The sequence below is a fragment of the Exilispira thermophila genome (assembly GCF_055389015.1).
Genome location: NZ_AP042476.1, coordinates 1885180 through 1899690 on the forward strand (window position 1 = coordinate 1885180; position 14511 = coordinate 1899690).

Below are 14511 nucleotides of genomic sequence, written 5' to 3' on the forward strand. Positions count from 1 at the left end.
ATATGTATATAATACCATTCTGGTATAATCTGAGCATCTGTTGAATTTATTATTAATCTGAAAGAATAATAAGAATTTCTCAAATCTATAAACATCGCTATCTCACCTCCTTTCTATTTCTCCTTAGCATTTAATCTCCCCTATGTTCTTACTATTTTCAAATCAATTATGAACTATAGTTCATTTTAAATATAATGAACCATTGTTCATTTGTCAATTTTAAAAGAAAAAAATTTAATTAATTTGAATCTCTTTTGAATCAGGTAAGAAAACTTTTAGATTATCATTTAGATATACATGAATATTAACTGATAAGATAAAAACGATAGAGAGAAAATAGTTTATTATATATTTTGAAAAAGAGTATATGAAATAAAAAAGGATAAAAAAAATTATATTTTTTCTTTACTTAGTTTTTTCTCATGATTTGTATTTTAATTTGAGATTATTTTTACATTTTTATTTTTTTATTTCTTTTTTAATTTAGAAAATGTATTCATTTTTAATATATTATTATACTTTCTTCTTGCTTTCTTTTCTGTAATAAATTCTGAATATCTTTTTTTTCTATAAGCATAAATTATATCACCTTTTGTTAATAACCCTTTAATTTTAGAATCATTTAAACTATCTATTGCAATTAAAACTTCAATTTCTTTTTTTCTAAACTTTATCACTGCATTTTCAAGAGAATTGTTATAATCTATATAATGAGGTTTCTTATCAATCAAATCAATAGCTTTTAATATTGTAATGCTATTTAATCCTTTGTTAATAAGGCCTGTTAAAGTAATAATTCCTATACAAATATTATTTTTCATTACTGGTAAAGATTCTATTCCATTCTTTTTTATAATTAACAATATAGATTCTCCTGAATCATCCCAGTTAATGCTAATAAAATTTTTTGTCATTGCATCTTTAACTCTTAATCGTTTTAAAAAATTAACATCCATATCTTGATTAACAAAAACTCCATGTTCTTTTAACATAATCGTATATACTGAATATTTTGAAAATAAAGCAGACACAAAATCACTCATAACACAGGCAAACATTAAAGGAACAATTATATTATATGTTCCAGTCATTTCAAATATAATTAAAATTGCAGTTAAAGTTGCCCTACTAACTCCAGCATAAAAAGCAGCCATTCCAACAATTGCGTATGAAGTATAATTTGAAGTAATTTCTGGAAAAAAATATTTTGCTATAATACCTATAATAGCTCCAATCATTGCTCCAATATATAAAGAAGGTGCAAATACTCCGCCTGCATTCTCAGAACCTACAGTAAAAATTGTTGCAAGAAATTTAAATAAAAGTATAACAAGCAATAAAATAAAATTTGCTTCCCCTAAAAGGATATCTTCAATAATATCATAACCAACGCCAAATATATAAATCTTATTAAATTTTATTAACATTATTAAGCCAAGAAATCCTACCAATAGACCTCCAATAGCTGGTTTAATATAATTTTGTACTTTTAATTTTTTAAATAAATTATTTACATCAAATAATAGATTAATAAAAAGTAATGCAAACAAACCAGCAACAATTCCAAGTATTAAATAAAAAAACAATTCATATGGAGATTTTATTGAATAAGCAGGAATATTAAATATAAAACCTGTTTCATAATGCATTTTTATCATTAAATATCTTGAAATAAATGTTGATAAAACAGATGTAATCACTATAGGAATAAAGGATTTAGTTTTAAATTCTCTCAAAATTAGTTCAAATGCAAATAATACACCTCCTAATGGTGCATTAAAAGTTGCAGATATTGCACCTGCTGCACCACAGGCTAATAACAATTTTTTAGTGTACACATTTAAATTAAATATTTTTGCTAAAAATGACCCGATTGCAGCTCCAACCTGTGTTACAGGACCTTCTTTTCCTGCTGAATTACCAGTACCAAGTGAAAGGGAAGTAGCAACAATTTTTGCCCAGATTACTCTTGGTTTTATTTCTCCTTTTCCAACCTCTGAAGATGCTATAACATGAGGAATTCCTGAAGCTCTTGATTCTGGAGAATATTTAAAAATAATAATTCCTGCTAAAATACCACCTATTGCAGGTATTAAAGGGATATAATATGGATAAAACTTATTAAAAGTAACTTTACTACCTTCAAAAAAAAACTGTTTTGATAATTCTACCAGATATTTAAACAAAACCCCTATAAATCCAGAAATTATACCAAGAATAATAACTAATCCAATAAGTAAGAAATAATTATCAATCTCTTCTTTACCAAAATCTCTAATTTTATAATATAGTTTTTTCATATTTTTTTAAAACTTTTTTATTTTAAAACCAAATAATTTTAAAAAATATTAATTATATAAAAACTAATAAAATTATGTGTATAATTAGTCAATTTAAGTATAATTAAAAATAATAAAATTTAAATAAAAAAAAATACTTTATTTATTCTAAATTTATTCACAAAAATTTCATAACTTAATACTAATCTATTTATAGATAAAAAAGAAAAATAAAAAAAAGGAGTAAAATTATGGGAAGATTTGGTGGATATGGTTATCATATGCCTTTTACAGGGATTTTTGCATGGCATGGGTATATAGGATTAGCAATACAGATTTTAATTTTTATTGCTCTGGTAATAGGAGTAATCTATCTTATAAAAGCATTAACAAAGAAAAAAGATTTTTCTTTAAATAACAATTTTAATTTAAATAATCCTATAGCCATTGCAAAAATGAGATTAGCAAAAGGGGAAATATCAAAAGAAGAATATGAGAATATTTTAAAAACACTTCAAAAATAGTAAAATTAAAGTATTTAAGTAAAACAATAAAAATAAAAAGGGGTTATCCTGAAATTTAAGCGATAACCTCTTTTTTTATAGTAGCAAATTAAATTTTGTTATAAATCATATTTTTAAATAAAAAAAAGGGGCTGTCTTAGATCTTAAGGCAGTCCTTTTTTTTAAAAAAAATAAAAATATAAAAATTTATAAATTAAAGGAAAAAATAAAAGAATTTTCAAATGAATTATTTAATAAATATAAAAAATAAGGTAAAATTTTTCCTTTATTTAGTTTAAACAACTTTCTAATATTATGTGCTATACTTATTAATCCCCATTCTATTTTTACATTATTTATTCCTCTTAACATAAATCTCCTGAATCCCATATTGTGTTTAATATCTCCAAATACGGTCTCAACTTCTATCTTCCTTCTAAATGATAACTCCTGTCCCATTAATGTTGATAAATTCGATTTAACTTCTGATTTTAATTTTAAAAATACTGGATTTACCCATATATTCTTGTAAGGTTTTCCTTTACTACACCTATCCTGATAAATACAGCCTTTACATCCATTTGTTGAATATACTTTGTATAATTCTAATTTCTTCCTTTTTGTAGATCTTGCAGTATAAACATATTTTAATTCTTTCCCATTTGCACATATAAAACAATCTTTTGACTCATCATATTTCCAATTCTGTCTGTTTAATTTATCCTTTTTAAAACTTCTTTTACTTTCTTTAAAATATCCTGAATATTTAACATAATTATTTATTCCTCTCCTTTTTAAATATAAATAATTATAAGTAGAACCATATCCTGCATCAGTTATTAAATTTGTTGGTTTTCTCCCTGTCTTTGATATTAAACTTTCTAAATGAGGGATTAAGGTGTTTGTATCTGATCTATCTTGATGGATACTATACCACAATATAAATTGATTTTGTGTGCCTATCTGTACATTATAGCCTGCTTTTAATTGACCATTTAACATTGCATCTTCTTTCATCCTCATAAATGTAGCTTCTTCATCTGTCTTAGAATAACTATTACGTCCTTTAAATTTCTTTTCCTGCTCTTCATATCTTTCTAATCTTGGTATATAATCCTGTTTTAACTTCTTAATACTTTTTTTTAATTGTTTGCTCTTTTTATCCTTTTTATCTTCTCCTCCTTCTTTCAATACTTCTTCTAATTCTTTTGCTATCTTTTTTAGTTTCTCTGAATCTAATACTTCCTTTTTACCTTTAGATTCTTCAGACTCTTTTTCTTCATAATATCTATCTTCTTCTTCATTTAAATAATCTATCTCTTTTAATAATTTCTTTACATTTTCTTTAAGCTTCTTTTTGTAATTTTTTATGCTCTTTGACCATACAAAACTATATTTATTCGCATTAGCTTCTATTTTTGTCCCATCTAAAAAATAATTGTTTAAATCTACATAACCTGTTTCATATAAATAGGATAATAATATACTGAATATTTCTTCCAAATGTCTTCCTAACTTCTCTTTCCTGAATTTGTTTATTGTCCTGAAATCTGGATAATTCTTCCCACTTAACCACATGAAATATATATTCTCTCTTAATGCTTTGGCTATCTTCCTTGATGAATATATTTTCTGGGTATAAGCATAAACTATTACCTTTAAAAGCATCTTCGGATGATAACTACTTCTACCTCCTCCTTTATAGCTTCTGTAAAGAAAATTTAAATCCATATTTTCTATTAAATCATTTACTATTCTTACTATATCATTTTCTGGTATATATTCTTCTAATCTTTCTGGAAATAATAGTGGTTCATCCTGTATATATCTTTTAAATACTACCTTATTATGTACTTTTGTTCTTCTCTTTTTCATAATTCAATTATAGCAAATAATTTGTAAAAAAAAAGAGGTTGTCCCCAAGTTTTGAGACAACCCCGAAATTAGTTATAATTCTAGAATTATAACTAATTTACACATTTTTATTGACATAACCATAAGTTTTATAATTAAGTAAATTCTTATATAGTTATAATATTGAGGTTAAGAATAAATTTTTATTATTTAGCAAAAAAAGATGATAATGAAAAAGAATAGAATTATATTTATTTAAGATTATTAAGATAATTTATTTAATATTAGAGATTAATTATTACAAATTGAACATATTTTTTAACTATCTTTAACTATTCCATTGAAAAACAAATCAAGAATAATATCTATATTTTTGTTTAATTCAGTAATAGAATTTTTATTTTTTTCTGGTTTGGTTATTCTTTTCATTTCAGTAATGCTGCTAATTATACCAAAAAAATATTTTGATAATAATTTAGAATCAACAGATTTTATTAATCCTTTATCTATTGCTTTTTGAAAAATTGATTTAAGAGGCGACCCTGGTTCTTCTTCAGGCTGGATCATTAATGATGAAAATTCTGGGTCTTCAAGTTTTGCATACATAATTAATCTTATTAGTTTTGATTTTTTTTCTGTTAATTTTAGAAAATTTAAAATAAAATTATATAAATAATTTTTTAAATCCTCTATTTTATTTATTTCAGCATTTTTAGCAGGTAATTTGTTAATTATTTCATTAATCTGTTTCTTTGTATAATTTCTAATTGATTCATAAAGTTCTTTTTTAGAAGAAAAATGTTTATATAATAAAGCTTCACTTATACCTGCTTTTTCAGCAATTGTTTTTGTTGTTGTTTTTTTAAATCCATTTTTTGCAAACAGGTCAAATGCAATTTTAAGTATCTGCTTTTTTCTTTCTTCAAAACTCATTTTTTTCATATAAATTCCCTGTAAGTTAAATTTATTTTATGTTTTAATGTTTTTATTTTTTGTTATAGGTTAAAGTTATAGGTTAAAAATAATTTATAAAACCATAGAATTATAAAAGACAAACTCTTAGTGACTACTTACTAACATAATATTTTTTTATTTTTTGTCAAATAAGTGTTTTTATTTTTGTGAAATTTTGTTATATTTACAACATATTAATTTAGAAAGGGCAGTTTTATGAAAGTTGAAAAAAACAAAGTTGTAACAATCCATTATACTTTAAAAGATGATAATGGAAATGTAATTGATACATCTGAAGGTAGAGAACCATTAGCTTATTTACATGGAAATCAAAACATAATAGTAGGACTTGAAGAGAAGCTAGAAGGAAAGGAAATTGGTAACAAACTTAGTGTCGATGTTTCACCTGAAAAGGGATATGGAATTGTCGATGAAGCTTTAAAGATGGTACTTAAAAAAGAACAATTCGAGAATCCAGAAGCATTAGGTGTAGGGATGCAATTTCAAGCTCAAATTGGGGAGAAATTAGCAATATTTACAATTACTAATATAAAAGATGATGAAGTTTATGTTGATGGTAATCATCCTTTAGCTGGTATGAATTTACATTTTGATGTTGAAATTGTGGATATAAGGGATGCAACAAAAGAAGAACTTGAACATGGTCATGCACATATGGAAGGTCACGATCATCAATAATTAAGCAGTTATTGAAAATTAAAACTCCAGTAATATAAAAAGTATTATAAGAAATTTATTAAGTAATAAAAAAAGTTAAACCAGTACATATAAAAAGGTTATATTAAAAAAGAGGGGTTGTCTCAAAACTTGGGGACAACCTCTTTTTTTTTATAATTTATTTGCTATAATTGAATTATGAAAAAGAGAAGAACAAAAGTACATAATAAGGTAGTATTTAAAAGATATATACAGGATGAACCACTATTATTTCCAGAAAGATTAGAAGAATATATACCAGAAAATGATATAGTAAGAATAGTAAATGATTTAATAGAAAATATGGATTTAAATTTTCTTTACAGAAGCTATAAAGGAGGAGGTAGAAGTAGTTATCATCCGAAGATGCTTTTAAAGGTAATAGTTTATGCTTATACCCAGAAAATATATTCATCAAGGAAGATAGCCAAAGCATTAAGAGAGAATATATATTTCATGTGGTTAAGTGGGAAGAATTATCCAGATTTCAGGACAATAAACAAATTCAGGAAAGAGAAGTTAGGAAGACATTTGGAAGAAATATTCAGTATATTATTATCCTATTTATATGAAACAGGTTATGTAGATTTAAACAATTATTTTTTAGATGGGACAAAAATAGAAGCTAATGCGAATAAATATAGTTTTGTATGGTCAAAGAGCATAAAAAATTACAAAAAGAAGCTTAAAGAAAATGTAAAGAAATTATTAAAAGAGATAGATTATTTAAATGAAGAAGAAGATAGATATTATGAAGAAAAAGAGTCTGAAGAATCTAAAGGTAAAAAGGAAGTATTAGATTCAGAGAAACTAAAAAAGATAGCAAAAGAATTAGAAGAAGTATTGAAAGAAGGAGGAGAAGATAAAAAGGATAAAAAGAGCAAACAATTAAAAAAAAGTATTAAGAAGTTAAAACAGGATTATATACCAAGATTAGAAAGATATGAAGAGCAGGAAAAGAAATTTAAAGGACGTAATAGTTATTCTAAGACAGATGAAGAAGCTACATTTATGAGGATGAAAGAAGATGCAATGTTAAATGGTCAATTAAAAGCAGGCTATAATGTACAGATAGGCACACAAAATCAATTTATATTGTGGTATAGTATCCATCAAGATAGATCAGATACAAACACCTTAATCCCTCATTTAGAAAGTTTAATATCAAAGACAGGGAGAAAACCAACAAATTTAATAACTGATGCAGGATATGGTTCTACTTATAATTATTTATATTTAAAAAGGAGAGGAATAAATAATTATGTTAAATATTCAGGATATTTTAAAGAAAGTAAAAGAAGTTTTAAAAAGGATAAATTAAACAGACAGAATTGGAAATATGATGAGTCAAAAGATTGTTTTATATGTGCAAATGGGAAAGAATTAAAATATGTTTATACTGCAAGATCTACAAAAAGGAAGAAATTAGAATTATACAAAGTATATTCAACAAATGGATGTAAAGGCTGTATTTATCAGGATAGGTGTAGTAAAGGAAAACCTTACAAGAATATATGGGTAAATCCAGTATTTTTAAAATTAAAATCAGAAGTTAAATCGAATTTATCAACATTAATGGGACAGGAGTTATCATTTAGAAGGAAGATAGAAGTTGAGACCGTATTTGGAGATATTAAACACAATATGGGATTCAGGAGATTTATGTTAAGAGGAATAAATAATGTAAAAATAGAATGGGGATTAATAAGTATAGCACATAATATTAGAAAATTGTTTAAATTTAATAAAGGAAAAGTTTTACCTTATTTTTTATATTTATTAAATAATTCTTTTAAAAATTCTTTTATTTTTTCCTTTAATTTATAAATTTTTATATTTTTATTTTTTTTAAAAAAAAGGACTGCCTTAAGATCTAAGACAGCCCCTCGCCTCCCGATGAAAATATTGACATTAACCATAAATTTTTTTTAGCATTAAGTCAAGCTCATATTTTGCCTGACCAAACCCCCTTAATATTCTTTCTTCCCATCTATTTTCATAATCTTTTAATATTAAAAATAATAGTTTCTCTGCTGATTCAACTGTTGGAAAACTATTCTTCCCTTTTATTCTTTTCCTTACTTCTTCATTTAATCTCTCTATCCAGTTTGTTGTATAGATCTGTTTCCTTATACTCTCTGGAAATTCATAAAATGTTAACATATAATCCAATACTTCTTCTAAATCTTTAACTAACTTCTTATACTTCCTTCCCCATTTTATTTTAAATTGTTCAAAATAAACTAGTGCTTCTTCTTTCCTAGTTTGACTATAGACTTTTTTAAAATCCAATAATATTTCTCCTCTATCTCTTACCCTTACTCTTGTTGATATGTTCCTGCTTAAATGATATATACATCTTTGTATTTTTGATTTTGGGAAATTGTTGCTTATTACTTCTTCTATTCCACTTAATCCATCTGTTACAAACAACAATACTTTTTTTACTCCTCTTGTTTTTATATCTTCAAATATTTCATTGTAAAAGCTTGAACTCTCTGTTGGATTTATGTAAAATCCTAATATCTCTCTTTTCCCTTTTACATTTACTCCTAATAAAAAATAGATTGCTTCTTTGGATACCGTATCTCTCCTTATATTTACATGCATTGCATCTATAAATATTACATAATAACTTTCTTCTAATTTCCTGTTTTTAAATCCTTCTATATCTTTTTTTACTTTCTCCGTTATATTCGATATCGTTTCTTTACTATATTTCATCCCATATATATCTTTTATATGTTCTGATATATCAGCTGTAGATAATCCTTTTGCATACAATTTTATTATTGTATCATCTATATTTTCAAGTCTTCTCTTATATCTTTCCAATATTGCAGGATAAAAACCATTCCTTGCTCTTGGTACTTCTAAGTTGATAATTTTTCCATGACTCGTGTCTAAATCTCTGTATCTTTTACCATTTCTATAATTTTCTTTTTCTGTTTCTCTATCATATTTTTTAAAACCTAAAACAGTTTCCATTTCATTTACCATTAAGCTTTCATATCCATATTTTAATATAGATAACATTAATTCTTTTGTTTTGTCAGGATTTTTAATAAAATCTTCTAAAACCCCTTGACTTTCTAAAAATTTAGCTAATTCTTTACCTAAGTTTTTCATGTTTTTGCCTCCTGATGATTTGTTTTTTTGTACATATTTTTTTCATCGGGAGGCAATATTTTTTTATTTATTTGCTTTAAGCAAACTTATTCTGCCTTTTACACACTTTTGTTTATATCATGAAATAAAATGTTATTTGAATATGTATTATTAAATATTAATTATAAAACAAATAAAAATAAATTGAAAAGATTAATAAAGAAAAATTAAATAAAAAATAAAAAAATAACTTGACATATTTTTAACATCTATTAAAAATTTTCAAAATCATTTTTAAGTAAATTAAATAATTAATTAAATCTAAAAGAGCACAGTATTGGATTTAAATATGTATTTTAAAGTAAAAATAATAATTAGTATTAATAAGTTTTTCAAAATAATATTTTACAAAGTTACTTCTATTTTTTTATCAATAAATTTACTGTTTTTTTTAAAGACATCTATAACCAATAATTATAAAATACAAATAAATAATCATAATTTTCACTATATTATTAATAATTCCTCAATTTTAAAATCAAATAAAAATAATTTATATCATGTTATTTTGAATGAAAAAAAATTAAGGATAAAACTATGTTGACATTAAAATTTGATTTTGTAAGGGATAATAAATTATGCTAAAAACCCTGCAGGTATGCAAAAGATAGAATTTATTAAATTCTGTCAATGTTTGTACTTCACTATTCCAAACCTATTAGAAGTTTTTTTGTAAAAACTTTAAAAAAGAAGTTCAAACACTTACCTGCAGGGTGATATAAAGATAATATTATTTGTAAAAAATTCAATTTCTAAATAAATAAATTGGGGAAAATTTATGAAAAGGATAACTTATATAATAATAGCATTAATATTGTTAATTCCTTTAACTACAATAAACCTATTAGCAGGGAATATAGACAAAGTTAAGATAGGACAAAAAATGTTTGAAAGTAATATTAAAAATGAAGAAGTTGAAATTAACAACAATGAAGATGATAGTTTCAAAAAACTCGATAAAATAATTGGAGATTGTGAAATTACTGATGAAGAGATGAGTAAGATTGTAGGAGAAAGGATTACTGATGGAATATCACCAGATTCACATAATGATAAATATTCTGGTAATGATTTATATATAAACAAAGTTACCCATTATTATCTATATCTTAAAAGGCGATACAATACTTTATTTATGAAATATTTATTTTATCTTGAGGGTAAGCATGTATCAAAAAAAATTATTGATGAAGTTAAGAAAAGATTAAAGGAATTAGGAGGAGCATTAGAGGAAGCATGGGAGCAAATTCAACTTCTAAGAGAAGCATCAAGACTTGCAAAGGAAAAGATGATGGAAGATCCATATTAATTGTTTAATTTTATTTAAAAATATATTGTTATAAATGAAAAAAGAGACTATTCCTTAAATTTAGGAATAGTCTCTTGATATTTTTATAATAAAAATTAATAAGAATAATAAAAAATATTAATTAATATAATATAAAACTTAATAAAATAAGCTAATTATATGTATTTAATGTATTATACGAGGATAATAAATGAAAAGATTAAAAGAATTTTATACTTTAATTATATTTATAATTATTATATTTATTTTTACTTACTTAAACCCTTATGATAATTTTTATAAAATTGGTAAATATTTCTTTTTATATTATGTATTTGTTTTTATATTATTACATTTTCTATTATCTATTAATAATATAACAATAAATATTATTTTCACTATTTTAATATCAATTTTTTATCTGTTCTATATAAAAATTTTACCTAATAACGGTGTAAAAATTAATTTTAATAATAAAATATTAAATTTTTTTGTTGATCTATATCCAATTACCTATTTTTGCTTATTATATCCAATTATTTTCAGTATTTTAAATAAAATATTTTTAAAAATTAAAATAAAAAATATAATTCTAAAATTAATTTTTAATTTATTTGTTTTTATAGTTCTTTATGTATATATATGTATTTTTGATTCACTTATTTTTTATTCAGATAAAGAAGTTTTAATGGATGTAATTTTTGAAGAAATGTTATTTATATATTCAATATATTTGCTGTATAATAAAAATCAAATTTATATTTTTGGATATACAAAAAAATTTTTTTCAAAAATTAATAGAAGATCATCTAAATATTATAATTCATCAAAACTTACAACAATATTAATAATTTTAAATATTTTAATTTACATTTTTGTTTTTTTTAAATTATATTATTTTTCAAATTCTTCTATTTTTAAACATATGGATTTTAAAAATATTTTGTTTTATCCAAAAAATGGAATTATAATGTTTTTTTTCCTTTTAATTAACTTGTTTTTAGCTGAAGGATTGGAAGAGATCTATTTTAGATACTATTTATATAAAGATTTAAAATACCTTGAAAATTATTATGATAGCTATTTTTTTTATAGAAATAAAATCATAATTATATCTTTATTTTTTGCACTTATGCATTTTATAAAATTAGATATAAAAGATGGTTTTATTATTATAATTATTGATATTTTAGATTATTACTTTTCAAGTTTAATTCTTTTTTATTTTAAACAAAGAATGATTAGTTTAAAAGGACCTTTATTAGTACATAATTTGTTAAATATTGTTTTATTTATTTTTGTTAAAAATCCAATAACCATTTTATTTTAATAATTTTATAAAATAATAATAAAGATAATAGTATTAAAGAACTTAGGGCAATTATAGAAAATGATAAAATATACAATGAAATAAGTAATGAAGAGATGAGTAAAGTTGTTGCATATAAAACTACAGAAATAGTTCTTAATTTTAAACTTGGAATTGGATGGGTAAAAGTCGCTAAGAAAATTTTTATGGGAGTTATAATTAGATGCAATATCATTTAAATATTAAAAGCTAAAAATTAATTAACAATAATTATTAAAAGGACTGAATATGAAAATATATTATTATCTTTATTTTATTTATTATCTTTTAATCATTCTATCGTTAATATTTAAGAAATATTTTGAAAAACATATTAAATTAATAAAGATTATCAACAGTATATCATTTGCTTTTATTTTACTTTTTACATTTGATCTTTTAAAAATTAACTCTATTTTTAAAAATAAGTATCATGCAATAATATTTATATTAAATTATATTCTTTTTTCAATTTTTAATGAATTGTTTGAATTAACAATTAAAAACAAAAATATAAACTCTAATAAAAAAAATAAAAAGATTAATAGAATCTTTATTCTTGCATTAATTAATTCATTGATTTTGCTATTTATTTTTTCAAATAGTTTGTTCTTAACTTTTAAATTATTTATTAAATTTAATTACTATCATGTTAAAAATACAGTATTTGGTTCTATAGATTATTTTTTACATATTATATTATTATTTTTACTAACAATATATTTGTTTTATATTAGTAAAAAAGAATTTTTATTATTTGATTTGTCTTTAAAAGAATCAAAAAAATCTAAAAAGAATAATTTATTTTTTATTATTTTTATTATATTTTATGTAATTTTAAGCTGGATATTTTTTCAATTTATAATTGGTAAAGGATATAAATTTAATATTGGAATTAATTTATATTTAATTATTAATATTTTAAAATTTATAATAATTTTGATTGAAATTTACATTTTTGAATGGTTTTTTAAATTTTATTTAATTGATTATTTTTATACTAAGACATCTAATAAAATACTATCATATACATATTCTTTTATAGTAAATTTTTTGATACTATTTATAATAATTTTTTTATCATCTTTTACAATAAATTTATTCTTAATCATATTATTGTTATTATTTGTAATACCAGGGTTTTTAGTTAAATATATTTACAATAAATTAGAATATAATGTCATCTTAGTCTATATTTTTCTTTTTATATTTCTATTTAACTTTTTACTTTACAGTTAAATTTTTAAATATTATATAAAACTGTTTTATAAAAAATGTAATTATTATTAAAACATAAAAAATGTAGAGTTAAGATAAGAAATATTTTTTTTATAATTTTATTTAACATTTCAAAAAGTGGGAGTAATTAATATGGATATTTTTAAACTGGTAAAAAAAGATATTATTATATTAACTAAAAAACCACAAGTGCCATTGTATTATCTTTTGTTTCCTATCATCTTTATTATTATAATGAGTTTTATAAGTTCAAACTTATACAAAAACTTATCAATTTATATAGATAGTAATTTAGCTAATGAGTTTTCAAATAAAAAATCAATCAAAATAAATTATCTTGGAACAAATTTAGAAATTAACTTAAAATACAAAAAAAAGGAAGAAATCTTAACCTTATTTAAAAACAAAGAGATAAATATATGTCTTGTTTTAGAAAATAACAATAAAACTTTTTATTTAAATAAATCTGATTCTAAAGCACCATTAATTTATTCAATTATTACAACTTATTTAAATAGAACAAGTAATTTTAAAACTAAAGTTTCCCAAAATCTTTCAAAAAACCTTGCTTTACTAGCAATCTTTTTTATAACTGTCTTTGCTTCTACAAACATTCCACAAAACTCTTTATCAGAAGATATTGAAAAAAGAACAATTTATATGCTTAAAAAAGTCGGATTTAAAAGTGGAGAGATAATTTTAAGCAAAATAGTATATAGTGTTTTTTCTAATTTAATATTGATTTCATTATTCACACTTGCACTTTACAAATTTAATATATTCAAAATAGACCTATACTTCTTTTTATGGACATTATTTGCAATTATAAATTCTTCAATTGTGGGTATTACTATTTCATCAATTTCAATAGAAAAAGAAATTTCTGGAGGAGTTTCAACAATATTATTTTTTTCAGCACTTTATTTTCCATTAATAGAAAATTCTTTAAATATAAAATTGAAAATTTTATTCTATTTAAATCCATTATTACTATCTTTAAAATTATCAAACAATGCACTCACAAATGCAATTAATCTTAATTTGATTTTAATCAGCATCCCAGTTATTTTGATCTTTTATTTTATTTCAATTATTATGCTTAATAAACAATTAACAAAGAGTTTTTAATTTTTTTTAAATCATTATTATTTATTTTAATAG

At 22.1% G+C, this 14511-nt stretch carries 11 protein-coding genes; 7 read left to right on the top strand and 4 right to left on the bottom strand.

Going from position 1 to position 14511, the window contains the following annotated elements; all coding sequences use genetic code 11:
• Window positions 1–467: 467 nt before the first annotated feature.
• Window positions 468–2300 carry a chloride channel protein gene (locus tag ACZ5EC_RS07975; protein WP_464301951.1) on the bottom strand — a complete coding sequence of 611 codons (1833 nt, stop codon included), beginning with the start codon at window positions 2298–2300 and terminating at the stop codon, window positions 468–470.
• A gap of 230 nt (window positions 2301–2530) precedes the next feature.
• Between ACZ5EC_RS07975 and ACZ5EC_RS07980 the strand changes: the two genes are divergently transcribed.
• Window positions 2531–2803, top strand: a complete 273-nt coding sequence (locus ACZ5EC_RS07980; RefSeq protein ID WP_464301952.1) for an SHOCT domain-containing protein — start codon at window positions 2531–2533, stop codon at window positions 2801–2803.
• Between the two features lie 186 nt (window positions 2804–2989).
• Here the strand turns inward: ACZ5EC_RS07980 and ACZ5EC_RS07985 are convergent, their stop codons facing one another.
• Window positions 2990–4657 carry an IS1182 family transposase gene (locus tag ACZ5EC_RS07985; RefSeq protein ID WP_464301953.1) on the bottom strand — a complete coding sequence of 556 codons (1668 nt, stop codon included), beginning with the start codon at window positions 4655–4657 and terminating at the stop codon, window positions 2990–2992.
• A 297-nt stretch (window positions 4658–4954) separates the two neighbouring features.
• Window positions 4955–5578, bottom strand: a complete 624-nt coding sequence (locus ACZ5EC_RS07990) for a TetR/AcrR family transcriptional regulator (protein ID WP_464301954.1) — start codon at window positions 5576–5578, stop codon at window positions 4955–4957.
• A gap of 228 nt (window positions 5579–5806) precedes the next feature.
• On the opposite strand from ACZ5EC_RS07990, the gene ACZ5EC_RS07995 reads away from it, so the two are divergent.
• Complete coding sequence (locus ACZ5EC_RS07995) at window positions 5807–6289, top strand: FKBP-type peptidyl-prolyl cis-trans isomerase (protein WP_464301955.1); 483 nt, start codon at window positions 5807–5809, stop codon at window positions 6287–6289.
• A 177-nt stretch (window positions 6290–6466) separates the two neighbouring features.
• Window positions 6467–8134: an IS1182 family transposase gene (locus tag ACZ5EC_RS08000; protein WP_464301956.1), complete on the top strand. Its 1668-nt coding sequence runs from the start codon at window positions 6467–6469 to the stop codon at window positions 8132–8134.
• Between the two features lie 84 nt (window positions 8135–8218).
• Here ACZ5EC_RS08000 and ACZ5EC_RS08005 read toward each other — a convergent pair whose 3' ends face one another.
• Window positions 8219–9436: an IS256 family transposase gene (locus ACZ5EC_RS08005; RefSeq protein ID WP_464301957.1), complete on the bottom strand. Its 1218-nt coding sequence runs from the start codon at window positions 9434–9436 to the stop codon at window positions 8219–8221.
• Window positions 9437–10253: 817 nt separating this feature from the next.
• On the opposite strand from ACZ5EC_RS08005, the gene ACZ5EC_RS08010 reads away from it, so the two are divergent.
• From ACZ5EC_RS08010 to ACZ5EC_RS08025, 4 genes are all read left to right on the top strand, one after another.
• The gene (locus tag ACZ5EC_RS08010) at window positions 10254–10784 is read left to right on the top strand and encodes a hypothetical protein (protein ID WP_464301958.1); all 531 of its coding nucleotides are present in this window, start codon (window positions 10254–10256) and stop codon (window positions 10782–10784) included.
• A gap of 667 nt (window positions 10785–11451) precedes the next feature.
• Complete coding sequence (locus ACZ5EC_RS08015; protein WP_464301959.1) at window positions 11452–12093, top strand: CPBP family glutamic-type intramembrane protease; 642 nt, start codon at window positions 11452–11454, stop codon at window positions 12091–12093.
• A gap of 95 nt (window positions 12094–12188) precedes the next feature.
• Window positions 12189–12311 (top strand): hypothetical protein, encoded by a 123-nt coding sequence (locus tag ACZ5EC_RS08020; RefSeq protein WP_464301960.1) that lies wholly within the window; start codon window positions 12189–12191, stop codon window positions 12309–12311.
• A gap of 1171 nt (window positions 12312–13482) precedes the next feature.
• Window positions 13483–14478, top strand: coding sequence for an ABC transporter permease (locus ACZ5EC_RS08025; protein ID WP_464301961.1), 996 nt, complete (start codon window positions 13483–13485; stop codon window positions 14476–14478).
• Window positions 14479–14511 lie beyond the last annotated feature (33 nt).

Bases quoted from the DNA above. Each gene is read 5' to 3' on its own strand.
- ACZ5EC_RS07990 (WP_464301954.1), bottom strand. From the start codon at position 5,578: ATGAAAAAAATGAGTTTTGAAGAAAGAAAAAAGCAGATACTTAAAATT.
- ACZ5EC_RS07975 (WP_464301951.1), bottom strand. From the start codon at position 2,300: ATGAAAAAACTATATTATAAAATTAGAGATTTTGGTAAAGAAGAGATT.
- ACZ5EC_RS08015 (WP_464301959.1), top strand. From the start codon at position 11,452: ATGGATGTAATTTTTGAAGAAATGTTATTTATATATTCAATATATTTG.
- ACZ5EC_RS08005 (WP_464301957.1), bottom strand. From the start codon at position 9,436: ATGAAAAACTTAGGTAAAGAATTAGCTAAATTTTTAGAAAGTCAAGGG.
- ACZ5EC_RS08000 (WP_464301956.1), top strand. From the start codon at position 6,467: ATGAAAAAGAGAAGAACAAAAGTACATAATAAGGTAGTATTTAAAAGA.
- ACZ5EC_RS07995 (WP_464301955.1), top strand. From the start codon at position 5,807: ATGAAAGTTGAAAAAAACAAAGTTGTAACAATCCATTATACTTTAAAA.
- ACZ5EC_RS08010 (WP_464301958.1), top strand. From the start codon at position 10,254: ATGAAAAGGATAACTTATATAATAATAGCATTAATATTGTTAATTCCT.
- ACZ5EC_RS07980 (WP_464301952.1), top strand. From the start codon at position 2,531: ATGGGAAGATTTGGTGGATATGGTTATCATATGCCTTTTACAGGGATT.
- ACZ5EC_RS07985 (WP_464301953.1), bottom strand. From the start codon at position 4,657: ATGAAAAAGAGAAGAACAAAAGTACATAATAAGGTAGTATTTAAAAGA.
- ACZ5EC_RS08020 (WP_464301960.1), top strand. From the start codon at position 12,189: ATGAGTAAAGTTGTTGCATATAAAACTACAGAAATAGTTCTTAATTTT.
- ACZ5EC_RS08025 (WP_464301961.1), top strand. From the start codon at position 13,483: ATGGATATTTTTAAACTGGTAAAAAAAGATATTATTATATTAACTAAA.